The organism is Sporosarcina sp. FSL K6-5500, from assembly GCF_038005665.1.
Classification (GTDB): Bacteria; Bacillota; Bacilli; order Bacillales_A; family Planococcaceae; genus Sporosarcina; species Sporosarcina psychrophila.
Map to the genome: position 1 here is coordinate 523,598 of NZ_JBBOTP010000001.1, position 25,870 is coordinate 549,467.

Annotated in this window: 18 protein-coding genes and 1 pseudogene; 11 read left to right on the forward strand and 8 right to left on the reverse strand. The window is 41.6% G+C overall.

Annotation, left to right across the window (positions count from 1 at the left end):
• Positions 1–51: 51 nt before the first annotated feature.
• A complete protein-coding gene (locus MKX62_RS02455) occupies positions 52–1,749 on the reverse strand; it encodes a methyl-accepting chemotaxis protein (protein WP_340740585.1) in 1,698 nt (565 codons plus the stop codon).
• 274 nt (positions 1,750–2,023) lie between these two features.
• On the opposite strand from MKX62_RS02455, the gene brnQ reads away from it, so the two are divergent.
• From brnQ to MKX62_RS02470, 3 genes are all read left to right on the forward strand, one after another.
• Complete coding sequence (gene brnQ, locus MKX62_RS02460) at positions 2,024–3,334, forward strand: branched-chain amino acid transport system II carrier protein (RefSeq protein ID WP_340740586.1); 1,311 nt, start codon at positions 2,024–2,026, stop codon at positions 3,332–3,334.
• A 76-nt stretch (positions 3,335–3,410) separates the two neighbouring features.
• On the forward strand, positions 3,411–3,764 hold the full coding sequence (locus tag MKX62_RS02465) for an SCP2 sterol-binding domain-containing protein (protein WP_187045620.1): 354 nt from the start codon (positions 3,411–3,413) through the stop codon (positions 3,762–3,764).
• A 184-nt stretch (positions 3,765–3,948) separates the two neighbouring features.
• Positions 3,949–6,051, forward strand: a complete 2,103-nt coding sequence (locus MKX62_RS02470; protein WP_340740587.1) for a methyl-accepting chemotaxis protein — start codon at positions 3,949–3,951, stop codon at positions 6,049–6,051.
• A gap of 345 nt (positions 6,052–6,396) precedes the next feature.
• Here the strand turns inward: MKX62_RS02470 and MKX62_RS02475 are convergent, their stop codons facing one another.
• Positions 6,397–7,440, reverse strand: coding sequence for a DUF4179 domain-containing protein (locus MKX62_RS02475; protein ID WP_340740588.1), 1,044 nt, complete (start codon positions 7,438–7,440; stop codon positions 6,397–6,399).
• Positions 7,415–7,966: a sigma-70 family RNA polymerase sigma factor gene (locus tag MKX62_RS02480; protein ID WP_340740589.1), complete on the reverse strand. Its 552-nt coding sequence runs from the start codon at positions 7,964–7,966 to the stop codon at positions 7,415–7,417. Before MKX62_RS02480 ends, MKX62_RS02475 begins: the two co-directional genes overlap by 26 nt.
• A gap of 1,066 nt (positions 7,967–9,032) precedes the next feature.
• On the opposite strand from MKX62_RS02480, the gene MKX62_RS02485 reads away from it, so the two are divergent.
• The 4 genes from MKX62_RS02485 (at position 9,033) to MKX62_RS02500 (ending at position 13,146) form a co-directional block, all read left to right on the forward strand.
• On the forward strand, positions 9,033–9,785 hold the full coding sequence (locus tag MKX62_RS02485; protein WP_338655446.1) for a C40 family peptidase: 753 nt from the start codon (positions 9,033–9,035) through the stop codon (positions 9,783–9,785).
• 255 nt (positions 9,786–10,040) lie between these two features.
• Positions 10,041–10,643 carry an ECF transporter S component gene (locus MKX62_RS02490; RefSeq protein ID WP_067212160.1) on the forward strand — a complete coding sequence of 201 codons (603 nt, stop codon included), beginning with the start codon at positions 10,041–10,043 and terminating at the stop codon, positions 10,641–10,643.
• 74 nt (positions 10,644–10,717) lie between these two features.
• Positions 10,718–11,476, forward strand: a complete 759-nt coding sequence (locus MKX62_RS02495; RefSeq protein WP_340742533.1) for an energy-coupling factor transporter transmembrane component T family protein — start codon at positions 10,718–10,720, stop codon at positions 11,474–11,476.
• Positions 11,473–13,146, forward strand: a complete 1,674-nt coding sequence (locus tag MKX62_RS02500) for an ABC transporter ATP-binding protein (protein WP_340740590.1) — start codon at positions 11,473–11,475, stop codon at positions 13,144–13,146. The genes MKX62_RS02495 and MKX62_RS02500 overlap by 4 nt, the downstream gene beginning before the upstream one ends.
• Positions 13,147–13,190: 44 nt before the next feature.
• Here MKX62_RS02500 and MKX62_RS02505 read toward each other — a convergent pair whose 3' ends face one another.
• Together MKX62_RS02505 and MKX62_RS02510 are read right to left on the reverse strand one after the other, a co-directional pair.
• Positions 13,191–14,840, reverse strand: coding sequence for a methyl-accepting chemotaxis protein (locus tag MKX62_RS02505; RefSeq protein WP_340740591.1), 1,650 nt, complete (start codon positions 14,838–14,840; stop codon positions 13,191–13,193).
• A gap of 17 nt (positions 14,841–14,857) precedes the next feature.
• Complete coding sequence (locus MKX62_RS02510; protein WP_340740592.1) at positions 14,858–15,820, reverse strand: BMP family lipoprotein; 963 nt, start codon at positions 15,818–15,820, stop codon at positions 14,858–14,860.
• Between the two features lie 299 nt (positions 15,821–16,119).
• On the opposite strand from MKX62_RS02510, the pseudogene MKX62_RS02520 reads away from it, so the two are divergent.
• Positions 16,120–17,330: pseudogene (locus MKX62_RS02520) on the forward strand (IS3 family transposase).
• A 575-nt stretch (positions 17,331–17,905) separates the two neighbouring features.
• Here the strand turns inward: MKX62_RS02520 and MKX62_RS02525 are convergent.
• Positions 17,906–18,643: an SDR family NAD(P)-dependent oxidoreductase gene (locus MKX62_RS02525; RefSeq protein WP_067212172.1), complete on the reverse strand. Its 738-nt coding sequence runs from the start codon at positions 18,641–18,643 to the stop codon at positions 17,906–17,908.
• Between the two features lie 217 nt (positions 18,644–18,860).
• Between MKX62_RS02525 and MKX62_RS02530 the strand changes: the two genes are divergently transcribed.
• From MKX62_RS02530 to MKX62_RS02540, 3 genes are all read left to right on the forward strand, one after another.
• Positions 18,861–20,447: a SulP family inorganic anion transporter gene (locus MKX62_RS02530; protein ID WP_340740594.1), complete on the forward strand. Its 1,587-nt coding sequence runs from the start codon at positions 18,861–18,863 to the stop codon at positions 20,445–20,447.
• Between the two features lie 181 nt (positions 20,448–20,628).
• Entirely contained in the window at positions 20,629–21,228 is a 600-nt protein-coding gene (locus MKX62_RS02535; protein ID WP_338655439.1) for a hypothetical protein, read from the forward strand.
• Between the two features lie 243 nt (positions 21,229–21,471).
• On the forward strand, positions 21,472–22,239 hold the full coding sequence (locus MKX62_RS02540; protein ID WP_340740595.1) for a collagen-like protein: 768 nt from the start codon (positions 21,472–21,474) through the stop codon (positions 22,237–22,239).
• 384 nt (positions 22,240–22,623) lie between these two features.
• Here MKX62_RS02540 and MKX62_RS02545 read toward each other — a convergent pair whose 3' ends face one another.
• Together MKX62_RS02545 and MKX62_RS02550 are read right to left on the reverse strand one after the other, a co-directional pair.
• Complete coding sequence (locus MKX62_RS02545; RefSeq protein ID WP_340740596.1) at positions 22,624–24,576, reverse strand: TRAP transporter permease; 1,953 nt, start codon at positions 24,574–24,576, stop codon at positions 22,624–22,626.
• 41 nt (positions 24,577–24,617) lie between these two features.
• Entirely contained in the window at positions 24,618–25,619 is a 1,002-nt protein-coding gene (locus tag MKX62_RS02550) for a TAXI family TRAP transporter solute-binding subunit (protein ID WP_340740597.1), read from the reverse strand.
• Positions 25,620–25,870: the final 251 nt, after the last annotated feature.

A 25,870-nucleotide genomic window follows, 5' to 3' on the forward strand; every position in this document is an offset into this window, starting at 1 on the left:
ACAAAACTGTTCCAAGCCGAATTAGAATTCAAATAAGGAACTGTTATTTCATTACGAGTCTTTACGTTCTTCGATTGCAAATCGGCTCACAGACGTTTCTAACGCTTCAGAAAGACTCGATAACTCATCTGCTGCCTCTCTCATTGCTTCAACTTGGAACGATGTCTGTTCGGCAGATGCAGTCGTTTCCTGAACACCTGCGGCAGATTCTTCGGCAATTGACGCAACTTCAGTCACACCTTCCGTCAGTTTACCACCAATCTCCTCCAGATGATCTAGATCTGCCGACATCACGTTCGTCAGTGTATTCATTTCAGTAACAAGTTTTGAGATTTCCTCAAAAACAACGCCAGTATCAAGTACTTTCTGCTTTCCATCAGCAACACTTTGGTAGCCGCTTTCAAGTGCTTTTACTGCACTAGACGACCCTATTTGAACCGTGTCAACAATTGTCGTAATTTCACTTACAGAATTCGCAACTTGTTCCGCAAGCTTCTTCACTTCATCCGCCACGACTGCAAAACCCTTCCCGTGTTCGCCTGCCCGCGCGGCTTCAATTGCCGCATTAAGCGCAAGTAGATTCGTTTGTGCTGCGATTTCACTAATGACAGTGACAAGTGACGAGATTTCCTTCGTCTGATTATCTAACTGTTTAATGGTTTCAACTGACTTATTAACTACTCCGTAAATTTCATTCATTTGTTCAACGGAACTTTCCATCATTTCATTTCCGTTTACTGTTCGCTGTAAAATGGCTCTTGAGGATTCAACAACTTGTCCCCCTGCTTCGTTGGCATGTTGGACATCTTCAAAAAAGGTTCCGACCATTTCAGCCATATTCGAAGCTGTATTCGCCTGCGCTTCAGATCCCGCTGCAAGTTGTTCCATCGTTGCCGCGATTTGGCTCGTTGAGTCACTTACGATTCCCGATGTTTCGGATAATTCCGTACTTCTACTATTCACTTGACGGGAAATCGTCAGGCTATCAGCCAAAATACGTTGCATTTCATCCCTCATTTTATTGATAGAATGAATTTGTTGTCCAACTTCGTCTTTCAGTTTCGTCTCAAGGGGAGGATCGTTTAAAATCCCTTCTGCCATCCGTTCCATCCTCTGTGAAACCGCAACGACTGGTCTAGAAATGCTTCGTGCTACGTAAAAACTAATAAGGATGGCAAGAAAAATAACGACAATTGCTATGGTAAAGTTTGTTACTTGTGTTTTTTTACCTTTTTCCACATTTTTCATTCCATCAGCTACTATTTTGTCTTGTCTCGACACAGCAAGCGCATTGAACTCATTCACTATTTCATCGGCAAGCGGCTCCGCAATTTCACGATCAAGACGTTCCGCCTCTGCCTGCCTTCCAGCTTTGACTGCTGGAAACACTTGGTCTGTCAAAACTTCGCGCCATTCGATACTGCTTGCAATCAAACGCTTTACATTCTCAGAGTCTGATATCTGTTTAAGCTCTTCCTGAAGTAGCGCACTTTCTTCTGTTAAACGGTTAAATTCTTCGATATATTTATTATCTCCATACAAGATATACCCCCGTGACAAAGCCACTCGATCTGCTATGTTGAAAGCAAGCCTTGAATCAGTAATGAGCATTGGCAACTGCTCGTTCGTAATGTCTTCAGAAGTTTTAACAAGATTCTTGATTCCTGTGGCGCCATTTAGTCCTAAGAAAGTTGTAAGTATAACGACCACTCCGAAACCTGCCCATATTTTCGCACGTATTGTCTTCATTTTCCAATCCCCCTATTTTTTATTTCTATATCAACAACTACTTTACTTAAAGTGAAAAAAAGTGTACTATTTGTCGAAAAAGAAACTATTATCATAATTGTAGCATGTTTTATGTAGAATTATAGATAAATAGAACTACTTTTATCCGAATAACTATTTGAATCATTCTATACCCATCGAACTATTGAATTTATTAGACAATTCCTCTTCTTTTCAGTTATAATGAAAGGTGGTGAGTTTTTTCACATAATTCTTTCAAGGAGTTGCAGTTTACTTGTCTATACAGAAAAATTTCGTGATTGGGCTTATGCTCTTTGCTTTGTTCCTCGGTGCTGGTAATATTATTTTCCCACCGCTTCTTGGGCAAATGGCAGGGGATGAACTTTTCATCGCGATGATTGGGTTCCTAATCACAGGAGTCGGGTTGCCTCTCATTGCAGTTCTAGCAATTGCCAATGCAGGCGGCGGATTAGAAACCATTGCAAGTCGCGTCAATCCTTATTTTGGAGTTATTTTCACGATGATTGTCTATATGGCAATTGGTCCATTTTTCGGCATTCCACGAACAGCTACTGTCTCATATGAAATTGGGGTCTTCCCATTTTTGCCTGATAGCATTTCTGGCTCAAACTGGCCACTTGTGTTGTTTACGATCGTCTTCTTTACTATTACGGTCGCTCTCGCCCTAAATCCCGCGAAACTTGTCGATCGCATAGGGAAAGTGTTGACTCCTGTCCTATTTTTAGTTATTGGGGCACTTGCTGTGAAGAGTATTGTGTCACCAATGGGAGATATCGGACAAGCCCAAGGTGATTTTGCAACCAATGCGTTTTTCCGTAGCTTTGTTGAAGGGTATTTAACGATGGATGTCATTGCGGCACTTGTATTCGGCATCGTCGTTATTAATGCGCTTAAAGCAGAAGGCGTGACAGAAAGCCGTGCTGTCATGAAAGCAATGGTTTTCGCTGGTGTTGTCGCAGCTACTGGATTAGCGCTCGTTTACATTTCACTAGGGTATATTGGAGCGACAAGCGTCGATGTTATCGGGATACAAGACAACGGAGGTGCGGTTCTCGCACTCGCATCTACCGTCTTATACGGACCATACGGAACGATGATTCTGGCAATGACAATTATTTTTGCTTGTCTGACAACATCGATTGGTCTCGTTTCAGCATGTGCACAGTATTTCGAACATGTATTTCCGCGGAATTCATACAAGACATATGTCTTCATTTTCGCGGGATTCAGTGCAATTATTGCAAACGTTGGATTGACACAACTTATTTCTATTTCAATACCGGTTTTGCTCACAATCTACCCACTCGCAATTGTTCTGATGCTTATGTCATTCATCGACAAATCGTTTGGTAGAAAGCCAATTGTCTATATCCTGGCGCTACTGGCAACTGCTTTTGTTAGTATCTTTGACGGCTTAAAAGGAGCCGGAATCGACATTAAGCCTGTCAATGATGTACTTGCCCATCTCCCACTCTATGAACAGCAGATTGGTTGGCTTGTACCAGCGATTGTCGGAGCACTTATTGGTGTGGTTCTAAGCCCCTTGTTTAAGAAACGGATTTAGTTCTCAGAAAGTTCATGCTTTTACCTCCAATTTCAGCTATACTGAATGAACATTCAGTATTATGGAGGGTTTTCCAATGACGATGAATTTTGATGACATGACAATGACAACTATTTGGCTTAAAATTGACGAGAAATTGAACGGAGAACCAGGTCCAATTAAAGGTATGACTGTGACCTATTCATTCAATTTATCTGGTGATGATGGCGGTCTATATGGCTTAACGTTAGCAGATGGCAAAGCCGTAACAATTACCGGAGATCCCGGTGAAGTTGATTGTGCGTTAACTATGAGTGTAAAAGATTTCAAGAAACTACTTGCTGGCAACTTGAATTCGACCGCTGCCTTTATGATGGGTAAACTCAAAGTTAAAGGAAATATTGGCCTTGCGTTAAAATTAGAAGGTTTATTAAAACAGTATTCGTTTTAAATAGAAGAAAGCGGCTCTCATTAAATGTGGGAGTCGTTTTTTGATTCCCCATAATTAATTGAAATGAGCACGTTTGAAGCCAACTATGAGTAATACTTCCCACTTCAGATAAAGGGAGCCCATTGTCGAATTAGGTATATTGATGTAAAATGAAAGAAAATTCGAAAGAAGGTGCAACTTTTATATGAAAAAATCGAAAAGCATTGCGTGGAAACTTTCAGCACTTATTATTACGCTCTTTTTAGTATTATTTATCTCATATACAGTCGTTACAAGTACCATTTTGCATAATCAAAGTACCAACGACGCGGAGAGTTCTGCAATTGATAACACTGAACTATATGCTGCTAAAATGAGCGACCGATTTAAGAAAACGAATGACATGCTCCACACAACAAAACACATATTTGAAACACTGCAGGCACAAGGTAATTTAACTGCGGACGAAGCCATAACTGTCATAGAGAATAATTTAAAAAACAACACTGATGCTTCTGGAATGGCTGCTATATTTGAAAGCGGATCTATTCCTATTGAAGAGTCTGTTAGTAATGATTTAATAGATCCAGAGAAGCGTTTTATTCCTTATTTGTATAAGGATGGAGACAAGATTACTATGGAGGCTCTTAGCGAATATGAAACAGAGGGCGAAGGAGATTGGTACTTAATACCGAAAAAAGAAAAGCGAGCTGTCTTGACAGAACCGTACGAGTACAGTGCAGGTGGTGAAATCGTCTTAATGACCACCATTTCCGTACCGCTAATTACAAGTTCAGGTTCCTTTTTCGGTGTTCTTACAACAGATATTTCCATCGATTTTTTAAATGAACTCGTGAATACAATCAAGCCGGATGGTGGATATGCTAGCATTATTACCGATGGCGGTTACTTAACTGCCAACAGTATTAGCGAAGAGTTGAACGGGGTAAATGTGCAAGACTCTTATGATTGGAGCACAATTAAGAACACGCTTGGAAAAGGAGAAGTATCGACTTTATATGCTGATTCAAAGCAACTAAATGAAGAGGCCTTTAACTCGTTCGCCCCGATGCTGTTAGACAATATTAAAGATACATGGTCTGTACAGACGGTTGTTCCAAAGTCAAAAATACTAGAAACATATAACACAATCTTACTTCTAACAATCATTTCTGCAATTGTCATGGTTGTTTTAATGTCCGCAGCTACCTTGTGGTTCATTTTCAAACAATTAAAACCACTTGCTTATTTACGCGCGTCAATCGAAACAGCAGCAGCCGGTGACTTGACGAGAAGTATAGACGAAAAACATATCCAACCCGATGAAATTGGTGCTGTAGCTATGGCTTATAACAATATGCTTCGTAAAACAAATGACGCCATTCATACAGTTTGGGATTCTTCCACTCAATTAAACAAGTCTTCCAATCACGTCCACCACGTTTTCGAAGAGATTGTTGCATCTAGTCAAGAAGTATCTCTAGCAACCGATGAAATTGCACATGGGGCCTCTAAGCAGTCGGAAGATACGGAAGAAACGAGTCACCGAATTTTAGATTTGTCAGATCAAATGGACTCACTCGCTATTCTATCAAATGACATGAACGTATTATCAAAACAAACAGGTCTATCTACTATACAAGGAATGACAGAAGTTAAGAAACTGCGTGAACATAATGAAGCTACGAATGACATGAATGAAAAGGTACAGCAACAAATTGAAACACTGACCACTAAAATAGCGGAGATAAATCAAGTTATTGCATCGATTCACGGCATCACTGCACAAACGAATTTGCTTGCGCTCAATGCTAGTATTGAAGCTGCACGTGCTGGCGAGCATGGAAAAGGCTTCGCTGTCGTAGCGGAGGAAGTACGAAAACTTGCCGAGCAGTCTCGCTTAGAAACAGATGTTATTCAACAAACGGTTCAAGAAATATTACTAGAGTCACAGCAGACTGTTTCTATTATTACAGCGAATATTCAATTGATGGAAGGCCAAAACGAATCTGTATCAAGTACAGAATCTTCCTTTACCCGCAATGCGGAACTTGCTGAACAGATGGGTGGTTCAATAGACGAGTTAGCCACTAAACTCGCCGATATGATGGAACATAAAGACCAAGCGATGTTGGCAATTCAGAGTGTCTCCGCGATTTCGGAAGAAACTGCTGCTTCAGCTGAACAAGTCAGCGCCTCAGCCGCCGCTCAACAGGGCGAGCTTGAACGCGTCGCAGAATCAACCAATCATATGAATAAAATTGCTCAAGAACTGCAAGAAGTCGTCGATCGATTTAAATTATCATAATCAAGGACCTAAATAAGATTTGCCTGCCCAGTCAAGATTGTTTGCTGGGCAGGCTTTTTTTAGAAGGTGTCTTTAACGTGATTTTCAGCTACTGCGTATGTTGAAATAAAGATTTCCCACCGAATTCGCTACGGCGCTCGGGGATGCCTCCCGCCCTAAGCCAAGCAGCTTCGCCGCCAGTTTCAGGGCTTCGGCTACCCCTTTTAAGGCGCCTACACTTAATTTAGATAAATATTCATTTTCTCAACTTAAATAGTATGCGCGATAGAATTAAGACACTTTTTCATTCGGTTCAGGTGGATTTTAATTAACGCCGTTTGGGATAATCCAAACGGCGTTGTACATTTAAGGTAGATTAACTGTGAAGCTGTCGAACTTGATGTCAATTCCCTCATATTGGCTAACATCTATATCAGTCCGATTGCCTTCTGAATCAATACTTTGCCATTCCCCTTGTTTCGGAATCGAGATATAAGGAATAATTGTTAACTCCTTGTCATGTTCATCTACTGAATCAAATAGTCTTGTCCCATATACTCGTCCTCTTTCATACCCATTTTCCTTACCGCCACCACTCATGGCTAATTCATTGCCTAATGAATCTACTATTCTGAATTCTACGAATGTCAGAACGTCATGGTATTTTTCTGATGCAACTTCATACCTGAGAAGAAAACCAGTACGTCCAATTTTAATATTCTCAACAAATAGGTCAACTCCATCAGTTCGTTGTGAATGGTTAATGGCAACTTGTTGCACACCTGACTGTTCTTCTACCGGCGTAGAAAAGTGCCACTCTTCTCCATTCTTCCCTTCGAAACTCATTCCAAGATCAAACCTTTTCGGCAATACCATTCTATAAGGCTCAATACTAATCACATTCGTCCAAAAAGTTGGTGTGACTTCTCTAACAACAGTACCAGTCACCATTCGTTTGCCTTCAACATCAAAACTTGGAATTACATAATAAATATCGAGCGGTTCTTCTGATTCTTGCGAATAGCCAACTGTAACCCGAGTACCGTCATAAAATACTTCATCAATCGTAATTGTAATACCATTTACCGTCTTCGACTGCCCTACCGCTTGCGTCAAGCCCAACTCACTCACCCGCTCTAATCCGTGTTCTCCAGATGTACTAAATATCGATCCGATAATCGGAATTTGTGACACGATAGTTGCCATCACAGGCGAGACAGTTGCTGAACCAATTAGTAGACCGAATGCAACAACAGCGGCTGACACGCTATACACTAATTTGTTTCGTAGAGACTTTTTTCTCTTTGGAATACTTTCTTGAACCGTTTTTACTATAATCGCATCCAACTTGTCAACCGGCACATGAATAGCATCAATTTCTTCTTTAAATGATGGAATTTTGTCTGTCATCTACATAAACCCCTTTCATTTTTTTCTTTAACAAAGCCAGCCCTCGTCGAATATTCGTTTTTACCGTTCCTTCAGGACAGTTGAGAAACGTAGCAATTTGTTGAACTGTATAGTCTTCATAAAAACGTAGCAGCAGAACGGTTTTATACTTGTCCTCAATTTCATCCATCGCTTGAAGCAAATCAAGCTGATCTTCCTGTTTCAAATGCCCCGTAGTATCTCCCATGTTTTCAAATAGTTCATTACTCATTGGAATAACCTTCTGTTTCTTGTTCAATAAAGCAATCGCTGTATTTATCAAAATCCGCGTAATCCATGTAGTAAAGTAGTCATTTTTTTTAAGCGAAGCAATAGATGCAAAAGCTTTGTAGAGAGTTTCTTGAAACACTTCTAGCGCATCGTCTTCATTTTTCATATATACAAAAGCCATTTTGTACAGCTTCTCTTTTTCTTCATGTATGAGCGCTTGAAATGCTTCTGCATCGCCTTTTTTAGCGCGAGCTACACGTTTCAATTTTGTAGTCAATGAGGCAGCCTCCCTTCCCGTTCTCCCCTATTAGATAAAACAGGACAGTAAAACGATTCATCTATTTTGGTAAACACAAAATAGATGATGGATGTTCTTTCAATAAACCTTATAATAACGTTGTGCCAGCAGATTTAGATACAGTCATTCGTTTATCTCAATATATATAGGATCATATGAATACTTGTGATAATTGAGCGAAGGCACCTTACAAGAGGCAGCTGAAACGAATTCAATGGATATATGTTGAATTAAAGAATCCCATTGAATCTGCTGTGGCGCTCAATAATGAGTGAGTTGTAATTCGGGGTGTGGATTGTAGAACGCTTGGCGTTTTGGGGATGCCTTTGCCGCGCCTGCGCTAGGTTGTTCATTATCGGGAGAAATGTATATGCCGAGATTACAAGGTGATTACTAGTTGATACAAATTGTATTCAAGAAAGACGCACTCTAGGTTGCAGATCTCATCCTCGAAAACGAAATGCGCTTTCTCAAATAGACCATCCAACGCAGGTGCGACTTCGTGGTAGCCGGAGCGATAAGACCGAAAGTGGTCTTCCTTTCTGGCTTATCGCGGGAGGCATCCACAAAGCGCCGAAGCGGTATTTGCAGGATTTTTAATTCATTCCTCATGTATTGTATTAGGACATTCGTTGATCACATTCGATCGATTTATGGCACTCTAGGTTGTAGATCTCATCCCCGAAAACGAAATGCGCTTTCTCAAATAGACCATCCAGCGCAGGCGCGACTTCGTGGTAGCCGGAGCGATAAGACCGAAAGTGGTCTTCCTTTCTGGCTTATCGCGGGAGGCATCCACAAAGCGCCGAAGCGATATTTGCAGGATTTTTAATTCATTCCATTGTAAAGCACCTATGCCGTATTCATTTATTCAACTATAAGGATTTTTTCATTTCGACTTATATAATATTGTAATAACAACCCTCCCGCAACACTCTCGTAATCTATCTGTAACACAAATGTAATTTAACAGTCTATTGTTCTAGTTCTATTAATCAGATAGAATACATATATAGAACTGTTTGTCGTGGAGAGGGGAAAATAGATGCAAAAGAGAGCTTTTTCGGTGCTGGCAGCGTTTGCCCTAGCGGCGTTTATCTCAGTCGGGAGCGCGGATGCAGCAACTGAATCATACACCGTCAAGCCCGGTGACACGCTATGGCAAATTGCTACAAAGCATAAATTAACTGTGGACGAACTTAAAAGTCTAAACAGTCTTGCTTCCGATTCGATTAAAACCAATCAAAAATTGGCCGTTTCTGCAAAAAATGCGGTTGGTCAAAAATCTGGAGTAGTCAGTTCACCCCCAGTAAAAACAGCAAATACGAAAGTTACCACTGTACTAAAGGAGACTTCTTCCACTAACTCATGGAAGAATGCCGTTGCAACAACTGTGAAGCCAAAAGAGTTGAATCTTCCCTCTAAAAAGGTATTACTTAATGCCGTCGAAGTTTCACTTCCACTTTTGGATACACCGTATGTTTGGGCTGGCGCAACTAAAGAAGGCTTCGATTGCAGCGGGTTCATTTATTATGTATTTAACGAGGCAGGACTTACTATACCAAGACTCGATACAATCGGTATGCACACCAATTCTTTTAATGTGGACAAGCCTATACCGGGCGATTTGGTGTTTTTCGCAAATACATACCGTAGTGGCATTTCGCACGCTGGAATTTATTTAGGTGAAGGTAAATTCATCCATGCCGCTACGCAAAAAGTTGAAGTTTCTTCAATTGATTCAGTTTACTGGAAAGACAAATTCACAGGCTTCAAACGTTTTAATCAGCTTAATTGATAGTTAACAGCTTTCCTATTAGTGGGGAAGCTGTTTTTTTACATTGCGTTAGTGTCGTAAAGTTCCACATTTCTGCCGTACAGTTCATCCTTCTTCTTGCACAATCTTCGACTTTTTTCATCCCATCGAAAATTCTATCTATTCCCTAAGCCAAATGTAAGTTATAATTGAATTGACACCTGTCAAGACACACCATTATACATTGTGTCGTTCTGGGCATATGCCTCATACGATAAAAAAAGGGGGAACAAATTCATGAAGAAAAACAGCATGTGGTCGCTTAACTTCACGACTGCCGCACTCGTCCTTATTCCAGCAGCTATCGGCATCAACTACCTTGGAAAGTTGTTTGCTGGTCTGCTTAAATTGCCGCTATGGCTCGATTCAATTGGCACAGTGCTTGCTAGTATGCTAGCAGGTCCGATTATCGGTGCCATTGCAGGGATTGTGAACAATATTATTTACGGCTTCACTGCCGATCCGATTTCATTCGTCTATGCAATTACATCGGCAGTCATCGGTCTTGTCGTAGGAATCATGGCGTATAAAGGATGGATAGCAAACGTAGGAAAAGCACTTGTCCTCGGACTTGTCGTCGGCTTAATCGCCGCCACAGTCTCAACTCCGCTTAATATCATGTTTTGGGGTGGGCAAACCGGGAATGTATGGGGTGATGCACTATTTGCAACAATGATGGCACAAGACATGCCGCTTTGGTTTGCATCATTCGCAGACAGCATTGTCGTTGACGTGCCTGATAAAATGGCAACGGTTCTAATCAGTTTCCTTCTCTTCAAAGGATTGCCTAAAAATTTGACGCATATGTACGACAACCGTTCGGAAATAGAACGTCTTTAAGGACTACGTAAGCGGCCTGCTTCACTGGGCCGCTTACACTAGATTATACTGTTAGGAGGATTCCCGTGAAAAACATGACACTGTATGTAGATAAAGATTCGTTCATCCACAACATCGATCCGCTTACTAAGCTCTTATTCGTCTTCATATCAATCGCATTGACATATATCCTCCCAACTCATTTATTCGTCATCTGTGTCTTGGCATTTACGCTTCTTCTTCTACTTACCGGCAAAGTGTTCAAGTACATTTTGCCGGTTATTGGTGTCAGCCTGCTGTTGATTGTTTCTATCATCATTGTTCAAGGTTTCTTCCATCCCGACCGTGCGACACTTCTTTTTGAAATTGGACCTCTTCCTATTTATAAGGAAGGATTCGCATTCGCACTGCTACTTACCCTCCGTATCATTAATATGGTGTGTGCGTTCGGTATTCTCATTTTGACGACGAAACCAGATGACCTGGTCGAATCACTTATCAATAAGGGAATGTCTCCTAAAATTGGCTACGTTTTTCTATCAGTTTTACAGATTATCCCGCAAATGATTGCAATGACTAGTAAAATTACCGATGCTCAGCGGGCACGTGGAATGGAAACAGAAGGGAATTTACTTACGCGTATCAAGTCATTTATCCCACTTCTCGGTCCAGTTGTTCTCAATTCATTAAACGATACGCGTGAAAGGTCTATTGCGCTTGAAATACGCGGCTTCAATGCCAAAGGAACAAAAACATTTTTGAATGAATCCTTTCATTATAAATACGGTCTCCTCTTGAAAATTATACTTGTCATCCTATTAATCGCCACTATCGTCTGGAGGGTTGCCTTATGAACAGTATCCGTGTCGAAAATCTAAAATATAAATACCCGAACACCGATACTTTCGCGCTTGACGGTATTTCATTCACAGTTAAAAAAGGAGAATTCGTTGGCATAGCAGGCATGAATACCGCTGGAAAAACGACACTATGTTATGCACTCAGTGGCCTGGTTCCCCATTTCTTCAAAGGTGCGTATGGTGGGGATGTTTTCATTGGCGACATGGACGTGCTTGCACATGAAATCAGCGACATTACAGCGAAAGTTGGACTCGTTTTTGAAAATCCTTTTTCACAAATGACAGGTGCAAAATTCACGGTTTACGATGAAATCGCCTTCGGACTCGAAAACTTGGGCATCCCTCGTGACGAAATGCATAGGCGTATTAAAGAAAGTATGCAGTTCCTCGATATCGAAGCATTACGGGATAAAAATCCGTTCTCCTTATCTGGCGGGCAAATGCAACGTGTCGCAATCGCCAGTGTTATCGCCATGAAACCGGATATTTTAATACTTGACGAACCGACATCACAGCTCGATCCACAAGGTTCTGAGGAAGTTTTCCGCATCGTTGAAAAACTGTCGAGAGAAGGTATGACGATACTAATGGTTGAGCAGAAAATGGAGAAACTTGCCGTCTATTCCGATCGTATTTTTCTCATGCACGAAGGTAAATTGATAGATTCTGGACCGCCTGCTGAAATCTTTTCACGTGATGATTTACAGATTTTCGGAGTCGAACCACCTGTTTATACTTCAGTCGCAAAAGCGCTTCATTTAAAAAACGAGTTGACTGGCCTCTATCCGATTTCACTCGAAGAAATGCCTGTAAGTGGAATTACTATTGGGGATATGCGGGCAGTCACCGAATCCTCAACTTCAACAAAAATGGCTAGTCCTGAAATCTCCGTAAAAGATCTCCAGTTCAGCTATAACAAGGATACCCCCATTTTGCGCGGAATTAGCGTGACGTTAAGTGGTGAACCTACAGCCATTATTGGACAAAACGGTGCAGGAAAAACCACTTTCGTCAAATTATTGAAAGCTTTATTAAAGCCAAATGCTGGCGAAATCATCATAAATGGCACGAATACGAAAGACACGACCGCGGCAAAACTTGCGGGCACTATCGGACTCATTTTCCAAAATCCAAATGACCAGATTTTCAAAAATAATGTCTTGGATGAAGTAATGTTCGGTCCGCTCAATGTTGGACAAACGCCTGAAGTTGCACGCTTGAATGCCGAGAAAATGCTTAACCGCGTTGGACTATTAACTAAAGCAGAAGAAAATCCATATGATTTAAGTCTAGCCGAGCGAAAAATGATTGCTGTTGCATCCATTCTTGCAATGGATACAGACATCGTTATTTTCGATGAACCGACAATGGGGCAAGATGCAAGCGGTAAGGCGATGCTAAAAGAAATTATCCATGAGTTGCATGCGCAAGGTAAACTTGTGCTCTGTATTTTGCATGATATGGATTTTGTCGCTGAAACATTTGGTCGAACGATTATAGTGAGTAATGGACAGTTGTTATTTGACGGCCCGACTCGTATTGCTTTTTTAGAAGTGGCTATTCTCCACACTGCTCGTCTTGAACAGCCCCATATTACCCAACTTGCTCATAAGATGGGCTATGATGAGATTTTATTAAAAGAAAATGAATTGATCAACGAATAAGTAAAAGACCGCGTCGCCAACTACTAGGCACGCGGTCTTTCACTTTATAATCGGAATCTTGATATCGTTGCGTTCAAATCATCGGTTAGTTCGCGAAGGGCTGTCACCTTGTCCACTACTTTCCCGATAGACTCTAGTTGCTCTTCTGCTGAAGCGGAAATCTCCTCACTACCTGCCGCCGTTTGTTCCACGACCGTACTAATATTTTCGGTATTCTCAAGCACCGTAACATTGAACTGTTTCGAATTATTCACGCCTGTAACGAGCTCTGTCAACGCTTCCGTAATATTCCCCATTCTATTTTCGATGTTTGCAAATGTATCGAGTGTTCGGGTTACATTGCCGTCTTGCGCTTCGGCAATTTCAACACCTTTTCCAACTGATTCAGAAATTGAGCCAAGTCCGCCTTTGATTAGATTAACCATATCGAATATCTGTGCAGTTGCGGTTGTTGATTCATCAGCTAGTTTCCTTACTTCCGATGCAACTACTGCAAATCCTTTCCCCGCTTCCCCCGCACGCGCAGCTTCTATTGCAGCATTTAGCGCAAGTAAGTTTGTCTGCGAAGCAATGTTAGAAACCGCCTTGGCCATATCTTCGATTCTTATTGCATAGTGCGTAAATTGCTCAGTCGCATCTTTAATCGATTCCGATGCTAAATTATTGCTATCGATAAGTTCCCGCTGTTCATTGATGGCGCGACGCCCTTCAACAATTGCCTCATTAGCCATAGCTGCAGAATCAGCCGAATTTCTTGCCCGGTCGACATTAAATTCGAATTCCTCATTCATCTGCTCTATGAGCTCTACGGAATGTTGCAAGTCCTCGGAGATACTTTGGGTTCCCTTTGCAAGCTCTTCCGTCGATAATGTCACCTGGTTGCTCGCTTCTGTAAGATAACGATTTTCTACCTCTAGCTCTTTTGTGTAGTCATCCACTTTTCGGCTTGCCCCGTCAATGGATTGCAATAATGTCCGTAGATGATTGGTCATGGATGTAAATGAGTGATTCAATTGCCCGAGTTCATCTTTTTTATCATACTGAATCGGCTCGACGACCAAATTGCCCGCTGCAATTTCTTCGGCGTTCATCGCCAGCTTCTTAAGTGGATTTGTAATTGCGTTTGCCAGTCGGATAATGATTACCATTGTCCCCATTATGACAAATACGCTACCTATTATTGCGAATGTAATGATGCCTTTAATTTTAGCGATGAGTGCTTCTTGTAAATAATCATAGTGTGCGGATGTATAGAGATCTACCATATAAATATCATTGACAATCCCTACGTTCCGAAGCGATTGTCGATTGATTTCCGCGGAGTTATTTTCCTCAACAGCTGCAAGTGCTTGCTCTTTCAATAAATGAAATTTCTCTTGCGCCTTCAAAAGAATTGCCCGCGGCTCTTTCTCCTTAACAAGGCTTTCCGCAACGGAGAATTTTTCAGCGGTCGACTCCAGTTGTTGACGAACATTGTCTTTATTGGCGTCCGTCATGTTATAAGCAAGTGTATTCAAACTCTGCATTGACGCTTTGGTTTCTGCATTTACGTCATGAACAGCTAACAACACGTTCAAGTAATCATTACTCGTATTTTGAATCGCCAGCATTCTGACAATAATAACTGCGATCATCAGAATTGATAGGCCAAGCATGAAAAGTGAATTGATCACTATTTTTTTCTTTATTGTCATTTCAACTTTCCCCCCTATCATTTCAGTTCTGATGCGGCTTGTTCAATGAGCGCATCTAACTTACCTTTTTCAACGTCCGTCAGTTCTAGCACTCGAAATGGTGCAAGACCTACTCCGTTTTCCGCCAGCCCCAGTTCGACATGACCGGATTGGATTGCTCCCGACTCCTTATAGGAAAGGATGATATCAAACAACGCACTATCAATATTTTTCATCATGGATGTAATGACGGCCTGTTCTGCATAAAAGTATTGATCACTATCTACACCGATTGCGTAAATACCCCTTTTTTCAGCTTCTTTCAGCATGCCCACTCCTGTGAAACCAGCAGCAGAGTAAAGAACATCCGCCTTGTCGTCAATCATCTTCGAAGCAATCTCTGCTCCTAAGCCATCGTCATCAAAGTTATTGGCATATTCATTGAGAATAACAATATCAGGGTTAACCGACTTTGCTCCTTGGATGAACCCTTGCTCGAACCGTTGAATAACTGGGACCTCCATACCACCTATAAAACCGATTACCTGTGAATTTGAAACAGTTGCCGCTACAATTCCAGCAAGCATACTTCCTTCGTCTTCCTTAAATGTAATCGATGTGATATTCGCAGCTTCCGAAACCGCATCAAAGAGAACGAATTTTTGATCCGGAAAGTCCAGAGCTACCTTTTCCAACTCCTGCTGACCGGTGAAACCTAGCGCAAATACTAAATCATTACCACTTTCCACAAGTTCTCTAAATCCTTTTTCATAAGTCCCTGTTTCCGCAAGTTCCAAGTATTCGACAACAATATCCTCTTCATCCCGCGCCTTCGTCAAACCCTTGAATGCCAAATCTGAAAATGACTGATCTCCAAGACCATTTTCCGAAAGCATAACACCCACTTTCACTTTTCCATCAAGCGGATTTTTTTCCTCAAGGCCACAGCCTGTAAGTATGAGTAAAGCTGTCGTAAGAACAATCAGTAGTTTTAATTTCATCCCTATCACTCGCTTTCATTTACCTTTTCCCTTGTATTACATCGGATGTAATTTTGATTTGTTGATAAAAAACAGCTAATGTTGTCTGATGTCTTACAACTGCATATTTTCAGACTATACCAGCGAACAATAGCGTGGTGCGACCTACTGTATGTAAACGCCAAACGAGCATATATCTCGCTAAACAAGCAGAAGCACAGCACGAACGATCATATATGAATGTAGTATAGAAAGTGGACATAATCCAATGAGCGTGTTTGGATAAAGAGAACAAACTAACTGAATGGAGCGTGTCCATTATGAAGAAACGAATAGATAATCAGCTGAAAGAGCATTTGGTCAAGCTGGTGGTGGAAGACGGAAGAAAACAGATTGAAATTTCACGGGAGATGGATGTGCCTGTCAGTACCTTGCGAAAGTGGGTAAGTCACCATCGAAAAGAACTGGAAGGAAAACGTAATGGGGAAGAATTTGTAACCTCTACCGAGCGGCTAAGGCAGCAACGAGCGCTTGAAAAAGAAATCCAGGAACTGAAGGAAGAGAATGAAATCTTAAAAAAAGCCATGCACATCTTTTCAAAAAACCCGCAGTGATCTATTCATTTATTGAAAAGCACCGGGAAGAATACCGCGTGAATAGGATGTGCGAAGTTCTAAAGGTTTCAAAGAGCGGCTACTATAAATGGCGTGAAAAAGTACAAAGTGCCTCGCAGAAGAAAAAAGAAGGGGCATTAAAGTTAATCAAACAAATTTTTTACGAGAATCGGGAGGTCTATGGAAGCCCCCGAATCCAACGGATTATGAAGAAACAAGGGGTACCACTTTCAGAGAAGACTGTCTCAAACTATATGAGAGAGCTGAGTTTATGCGCTACAGTGCCTTTTCACTATACGGTGACAACTCAATCTAATCATGAACATCCGATTTATCCTAATTTATTAAAACGAAACTTCCATGCGGATCATCCCAATCAAGTGTGGGTCGTGGATATCACCTATATCTGGACAAGTCAGGGGTGGCTATACCTGGCTACGGTGATGGATTTATTCTCTCGTAAGATCATTGGTTTTAACTTAGCGAACACCTTATCCACGCAGCTGCCTCAACTGGCGCTGGAGCGTGCTTTTCATTTCCGTTCCCCAGAAGAAGGGTTGATTCACCATTCAGATCAGGGCTCCCAGTATGCGTCTGTTGCTTATACTGGACTACTTAAAGAGAAGCAGTGCCAAATCAGCATGAGCCGTAGAGGTGACTGTTACGACAATGCGTGTATTGAATCCTTCCATGCGACAATCAAGAAGGAACTGATTTACCGAATGAAGTTCAAGACACGAAAGGAAGCAGAGACGGCAGTGTTGGATTACATCATCTCGTTTTATAACGAGAAACGCATCCATTCCACGTTAGACTATGTCTCCCCTAATTTTTTCGAGTCACAGTATCAAGAATTGAAAGAGAAAAATGCCCAGAAACCACTCACAACTTTCGTGGAAGAGCAGTTGGCTTTTTAACTGCTCTTCCATGAAAGTACAGCAAGCGCAGCGCGGTAGGCTTATTAAAATAACTGCTCATTAATTCATGTCCACTTTCTTGACAGAATACCATATATCACGCAAACCAAGCAGAAGCACCGCACGAACGATCATATATCTCGCTAAACAAGCAGAAGCGCAGCGCAAACAATCATATATCTCTCAAACCAAGCAGAAGCACAGCGCAAACGACCATATATCTCTTAAAACAAGCATAAGCACCGCACGAACGATCATATATCTCGCAAAACAAGCAGAAGCACAGCACGAACAATCATATATCTCGCAAAACAAGCATAAGCACCGCACGAACGATCATATATCTCGCAAAACAAGCATAAGCGCCGCGCGCACGATCATATATCTCGCAAAACAAGCATAAGCGCCGCGCGCACGATCATATATCCACCCCTAAATCGCGGAATTTCAGCATCCGATGTTTCTCCATTGTCCAAGCACTTTATAATTTCCTACTACAACGAAAACAGACCGTCACGGATTAAATCCATGACGGTCTGTTTTATTTCCTATATACATAAGCTTCATTAGAGACGTTATCTAGCAGAGTATCCGCCATCAATAACAAGTTCTGCACCTGTAATGTATGCAGCTTCGTCTGATGCCAAGAAAAGAACCGCGTTTGCAACGTCTTCAGGTTTTCCAAGACGGGCAAGTGGTGTCATTCTCACAAGTGCTGTTACTACATCTTTTGACGATTCAAGACCTTTCGTCATCGGTGTTTCAATGATTCCTGGGAAGATGGTGTTAACACGTACACCAAATTGTCCGAAGTCCGCTGCAGCTGCTCGTGAAATTGCGCGAACTGCTCCTTTTGATGCAGAATAAGGGTTCAATCCCATTCCGATAAGTGCTGTATAGGAAGAGATATTGACGATTGAACCTTTAGTTGCTTCTTTCATATAAGGAAGTACATGTTTCATACCAAGGAATGGACCGAAACTATTGATATCCGACAGCCTGCGCCAGTCTTCAATTGTAATTTCATTCATTCCTTTTTCCGTAGAAATACCAGCATTGTTAATTAAAATATCGATTTTCTCAAGTTTAGCAACAACTTTTTCAACAGCCGCTTTCCACTCTTCATCGGAAGTGACATTCAATTTAACAGTCATAACTTTTTCATTGTTGCCCCACTTTTCTTCCAGTGCTGCTTCATTAATGTCTGCTGCAATTACAGTAGCACCTTCAGCAGTAAACATTTTGACCATCATTTCGCCCATACCTGACGCACCACCTGTTACGAATGCAACTTTATCTTGTAATCTACCCATTATGACCACCCCATCTTAATATAATTTAACGTCTAAATAATAATCCCCTTTAGATCCACTTGCAATCTATTTGCTTTGATAAGTATGTTGAATTCTACACATCATTCTTTTCATTGAATACATCTGTATTAATCTCAAACCCTTGTTACTACAGCATTTTAGGAATACACTAGAAAGAGGAAGTTTTTGTATTAAGATCCTGAAAGAAGTGAATCGAATGTTCAAGGATAACCGATATCTTGATTACAATGGAGCCGGATTCCGCAAAGATCTGATAGCAGGAATTACTGTTGGTATTGTAGCCATTCCGCTCGGGATGGCTTTTGCAATTGCTTCAGGCGTAAAACCGGAATATGGACTTTATACAACAATTATCGCTGGGCTTATCGTTGCATTATTAGGCGGATCCCGTTTTCAAATCGCGGGACCCACTGGAGCATTCATCCCGATATTGCTCGCAATTGTTCTACAATATGGCTATGAAGATCTGCTTATTGCCGGATTTCTAGCAGGTATTTTCCTCGTTATTATGAGTTTTCTCGGTGTAAGTAATCTAATTCATTTCGTCCCAAGATCTGTAACCATAGGCTTTACTACGGGGATTGCGGTCATTATCTTTACAGGCCAACTAGGCAATTTCTTTGGAATTACCGGCTTAGAAAAAAAAGAGTTTTTCCACGAAAACATGATTGATCTTGTCAATCAGTTTCACACGGTGAACGTCTTCAGCATAGTCACTGCCTTAATCGGGCTCATCGTACTATTCATATTGCCTAAAATAGCGCCGCGTGTCCCATTACTGCTAATTGCACTACTTATTCCGACCCTCATTTCGATTTTTCTATTTCCGAGTAAAGTTGAAACGATCGGAACAGCCTTCGGTGGTATTCCCAACTCACTCCCGAATTTTCATTTTCCACAAATCACATTGGAGAAGTTGGTCAATTTGTGGCAACCCGCCCTTATTATTGCCGCACTTGGAGCAATTGAATCATTGTTATCTGCTGTTGTTGCAGATGGTATGAAAAGCGGTGAAAAGCATGATTCGAAACGTGAGTTATTCGGTCAAGGAATCGCCAATATGATAACGCCATTATTCGGCGGTATCCCTGCTACAGGAGCCATTGCCCGTACAGCTACCAATATTCGATCTGGAGCAGTCAGCCCAATATCAGGAGTTGTACAAAGTGTTTTCGTTCTTGCCTTTTTGCTCCTTTTGGCGCCTTATGCCTCTTATATTCCATTAGCTGCGATGGCGCCGATTCTTATGTATGTCGCCTGGAATATGAGTGCACGTAAATCATTCACGCATATTTTAATGATCCGGTCGGGGGACTCACTGGTTTTATTAACGACGTTCCTTTTGACGATTTTCATCGACTTAACGATTGCCGTTCAGGTGGGGATTTTGCTTGCTGCCCTGTCATTCTTACGTAAAATGAGTGGTAAACTCGATATTAAAGAAGCGACCCTTTCCGATGTTGAAATCATTAAGTTCAGTGATAGTGATACATCTTCATTAGCAAAATATACAGTGGACGGCCCTATTTTCTTCGGTACCGCAAAAGTATTCGAAGACAAATATCCTGCAATTTTCCTAACAGGCGCGAGGAAAATCATTCTCGATTTGGAACACCTATCCGTTATCGATGCGACAGGTGAAGCAGCGCTCTATGCACTACTTGACGATGCCGATAAAGCAGGTATCCAAATCATTATCAAACGCTTGCCCAAAGAAAAGTTGCCCCTGTTCAAAAAGAGCGGATTGTATAACCGAATTGGCGAGGCTAATTTTTTCATGTAACTATCCACAAATCAAAAACATCGCATTGAGCGATGTTTTTTTGTTTAGTCATTTAACATAATTAAACCAATATTTCCAATTAACGAAACTTTATCGATACGAAGTCGTAGAAGTAGTAGTAGTTTCATATTTAACTTTTGGCTAAACGTCGAAGAACAAGTTAAAAAGAGGAGGTATCATTATGAATCTTAGATTTATTAATAACTATTCTTCATTCCTTGTTAAAAAGAGCGTCCGACGGAAAATTGAAGTCATTCTCTTTGTTATTCTTCTTAGTTCGTTGGTTACGGGCTGTTCTCAAACTGAACCCGTGGATAAAAATGTTGTTGCGATTCAAACTGTTCTTGAACATGAATTTAATGCACCCGATAAAGAGTATATTCGAATGAAGAACGACCCAAGTAACATGACAATTGTAGACCAAAACGGCCTAGTGTCAGCTCCAGAAGAAGATAATGAACTCGAGATTTACCTGGAGGATAATTTCAGGCCTTATTTCACTGATTTTGGATATAGTGGCAAGGTTCTCTTCCTAACTTTACATTCACCGGCTGACGACAACGGCTATCAAATCACCGTCGACAAGATTAATGTGGAACCAGTCGATGGTAGACCGCGGGATTATGACTTTACCGTTCATGTCACGTATCAAAAAGACGGTGGCGATAAAATGAAAGCAGAGATAACGGGTCTCGCAACTTGTCCGGAAGAAGGGAAAATAGGGAAAATCCGCTACAATAAAGATCATTTTCTATTTGGAGAAATTTTAAGAGGCAAATAAAAATAGAAATGGATAATGTGAAAAAAGAGCTAAAACCATTATGGTTTATAGCTCTTTTTTTATTGATTCTAAACGGCGAGCACTTTGGGATTATCTCTTCATGTCTGTTCTTCAGAATAAATACTGGTGAAAGCTCCCGGGTTTACATTAAACATTTGTTTATCAATTATTTAAGACAAGTAGTTGATTGCCCGTCCCTCTATCTATAGCTCGAATAGGATGTTATAGAAAGGTGGTGAAAAAATGAAATTTTACGAAGATACTAATCATAGATGCAGTAAATGTACAAGCGACTGTTGCCCTAATCAAAAAACATGCAGAAGATGCTGCGAAGGAGACAGAGGACCTACGGGCGCTACCGGCGCTACTGGGGATATTGGGCCTACTGGACCTATCGGTGTTACTGGGGCTACGGGCGATACTGGCGCTATCGGTGCCACGGGGGCTACGGGCGATACTGGCGCTACCGGTGCTACTGGTGCTACGGGCGATACTGGCGCTACCGGTGCTACTGGTGCTACGGGCGATACTGGCGCTACCGGTGCTACTGGTGCTACGGGTGATACTGGCGCTACCGGTGCTACAGGGGCTACGGGAGCACCCGGCGGATTATACGGTTATATTTACAATCTAGGTGCTCAGACCGTGGCTATAGAAGCTGATATTACGTTTGATACAAATGGAATAATTACGGCTGGAATTACGCACATCCCCGGAACCTCACAAGTTTTCTTTCTAACTACAGGAGACTATCTGGTTAATTTCTCCGTGACGGGTGTAGAACCCGGTCAATTCGCACTGTTTTTAAATGGTTCGGTGGTTGCCGGTACACTCTATGGTACAGAAGCAGGCACGCAGCAAAACAATGGTCAGGCTATAATTTCTATAGCAGCAGGTGATGTTCTTACACTCCGAAATCATACTTCTGCCACAGCAGTTATCCTTCAGACTTTAGCAGGAGGCACGCAAACAAACATAAACGCTTCTATTGTAATTACAAAATTAAACTAGTTTTGTAAAGATAGGAGACTCTCGCAAACTCAATGTAAAATTGTCATGCAGTTTTCAAGCTGTCTAGATAGAAAGGCTGTCAAAACTTTATCCACCTTGGTATCACAGGGCTCTAACTAAGAATTCAACATTTTACAGACCCGAACAACTTAGGAGCCATATGACCAAGTTACTTATAAATTTTTTTGACTATTAAACATGGATTTCAGAACATGAATGAAATAATGCGTATGGTTCCTTGGATAAAATGTGTTAACACGTTTTAGTGGAGCATTGTATGACAAAATTGGAAAAACATTTTTCATTTGATTTAAAGCATATTTATCTACACCTAAAGAGAAGGCTTTCCCACTATGGGTAGCCTTCTTTTTGAGATTCACACTACTAAGCGAGCACTTTTGTACTCCCCTCTTCCTCAGGTCTTTTCCTCTGAATAAACCAGATGATGCCAATCAACACGAGTCCAATTCCGCTAGATAAAAATTCAGGAATTATTAACATAAGCCCAGCGCCGAATAATACAATCCGCTCCCAAATTCTCGAGTTACGGATGAAAAAACCAATGACAGCACTACTTACGCCAATCATTCCTAAAACGGCGGCTAGAACTCCAATAATCAATTTCCATACGACCACATCTACAAGGACCAGCATCGGATTGTAAATGAATATATACGGAATGATGAATGCCGCAATCGCTAATTTCACAGCAGTAACCCCTGTTTTAAATGGATTGGCTTTCGCTATTCCCGCCCCTGCATAGGCGGCTAGGCAAACGGGCGGCGTGATATCGGCAACAATACCAAAGTAGAACACAAACATATGTGCAGCAAGTGGAGCCACCATGAAATCATTAATCAATGCAGGTGCAGCAATTGTTGCTGTTACAACATAGTTCGCAGTTGTTGGAAGCCCCATCCCAAGAATAATGCAGGCAATCATTGTGAAGAAAAGGGCTAATATCAGATGGCCGCTTGATAACGCGATAATGCCGGAAGCAAATTTCGCTCCAAGTCCTGTAATACTGACGACTCCTGCTATTATTCCCGCAGTCGCCACCGCGGCGATAACCGGCAAAGCAACCCGTGCGCCTTGTTCAAGGACATTGACGATTTGGCGTACATTCATCCTAGAATCCTTCCGAACTAGCGAAACAAGGTAGGCAGATAAAATGCCAAAGAGTGCTGCCCGTTGTGGCGTGAAGCCTGACATGATGGTCCCGATAATAACGAAAAGAGGAATCAGCATATAACCGTCTCTAATTAGTAAATCCTTGAATCGTGGCAATTCAGATTTCGGCAATCCAATAATTTTTAATTTCTTCGCTTCGAAATGTGTTCCTATGAATATACCCGTGAAATAAAGGATCGCTGGAACAACTGCCGCTAACATGATGGTGGCGTATGAAACACCTAAGTATTCCATCATTATAAATGCTGCCGCTCCCATCATAGGCGGCATAATCTGTCCACCAGTGGAAGCCGCAGCTTCTGTGGCCCCAGCAAATTCCGGTGTGAAACCAGCTTTTTTCATCATCGGAATCGTGAATGATCCCGAGGCGACTGTATTTCCAACTGAACTGCCTGAAACTGTTCCTTGTAACGCACTTGCCACAACCGCCGCCTTGGCAGTCCCGCCCGTAAATCGTCCAGTTAAAGCGAAGGCGATGTCATTAAAAAACTTACCGATTGGTGTATGGACAAGAATAACACCGAAAAACAGGAAAAGATAAATGAACTTCGCTGAAATCTGTATAGGCGTACCAAAGATACCACTTTCCCGGTACCAAAGATTTGTCGTTATCCGATCCATTGAAAATCCAGGATGAGAAAGAATCTGAGTCGGGATATACTTCCCTATAAGCGTATAGATAATAGCCACACTCGCTACAATGACAATCGGCAAACCGACTGTCCTCCTTGTCGCCTCGAGAACCAAAGCGATCCCTAGAATGGAAATGATGATGTCAATTGTACTATAGCCAGAAACTCGACTTTGCAATATCGAATCGAAGAAAATGATTTTATGGTAGGTCACATACATCGCAGTAAAAGCCAGCGTAACATCGTACCATGGAACTTTTTTATGCGTATTTCTCCATTCCTTTTTTGCAGGATAGAGAAGATAAATAATCCCTAAAGCAGTTCCAAGATGTACCGCCCCTTGTTTTTGGGAAGGGAGCGTACCAAAATAGCCCGTATATAGATGAAAAACAGTGAGTGCAACGCCAAGAAATGTTACGGCCCATGCCCATTTCCCAATTTGAGTGCGAAACTGATTTTCTTTATCATACTTCTCTAGGATTTCTTGTGCGTCATTTTGCTGGGTAGCTTTCAATTGGCGTACTCCCTTCCTATTTAATTACGCGGCTCTATAATTCATTTCAAATCGCCAAGACTTTTGATTTTAGTCTTTTCTCTTGTGACAATCTGAATAACTTCAGGGTAGATATGGCCGATGAAAGCCGCATTCTTAACTTCGTGCCCTTCAAACTCAGCTTCCCCGTTCAATGCTTGCAGTGCCGGAACATGTACAGACATACCAAGATCCATATGTCCATCACGGATCGTGGATAAATTCTCCACCGAAGCACCCGTTTCCGTATTCGTTACATGCATGCCATCGATATATTTGTTCCAGAGGTTGGCCATCTCGCCACCAAGAGGATAATATGTTCCGCCCTGACTACCTGTTCCAAGTATAAATTCTTTCTTTCGCTTCGTTGCATCAGCAGTAAGTTCCGCAACTTCATTTTCAACCGTTAGCCCTTGTTCTTCGTAATATCTTTTCGCTCCCGGATGGATTAAAAGCCCTTCCGCCCCGCGCAGTGCATTTTCCAATGTCATTTGTTGCGCTTGAGCATGTGTATTTTCGCTAGCATTCTCAATCATACTTTTCGCAATCTCATATCCTAGTTCCTCATCAATCGTATCCATGCTCCCCATCAGAATCGCGTATGCAGTCACAGTTTCAATATCTTCCGTAAGAAAATCATACGTTTCTTTTGGGATTGTAAGTCGTCGATAACCTGAATTCTTTTCAATATGTTCAATCGCTTTATCTGACAGTCCAAGCATTTTTACATCGCCTGCAGATGCTTGGAGGCTTTCAATACTTGCAGCCGGAAGCCCAAGAATACCAATTGACACATCGATATTTCCATCTTGAACACCGTCCGCTGCATCTCCAAAGCCTTCTTGGTATGCCTTATAGTCTCCATCTTCAAGCCCATATGCCTGCAGAATCAACTTCGCCACATTATTCGTTTCACTCGCCGCTGGTCCTATGGCAATATTTTTACTTCCCCCGCCGCATGCAGATAAGACTAGTACCATTCCTATCGCCAAGAAAAATAATACATGTACTTTTTTCTTCCTCACCTTATAACCTCCTTGTTTAATTTCTATTTAACTTGTGGACTTTTTCAAATTAGATGTTAGACCCGTAGATTGCTAAGTTCATTTTACGTAGCAGGTGCTACAAATATTCCACTTGTCCTAAACTAACCAAATGCGCAAGCGCCTGTACAGATGTACGCAGCCAAAGTACGTCACGTCCTGCTATAATGTCTACGTACCCCCACATCCCGGGGGCCTCAGAGCCTCTAAGCACTGGAATCTGGACGTGAAAT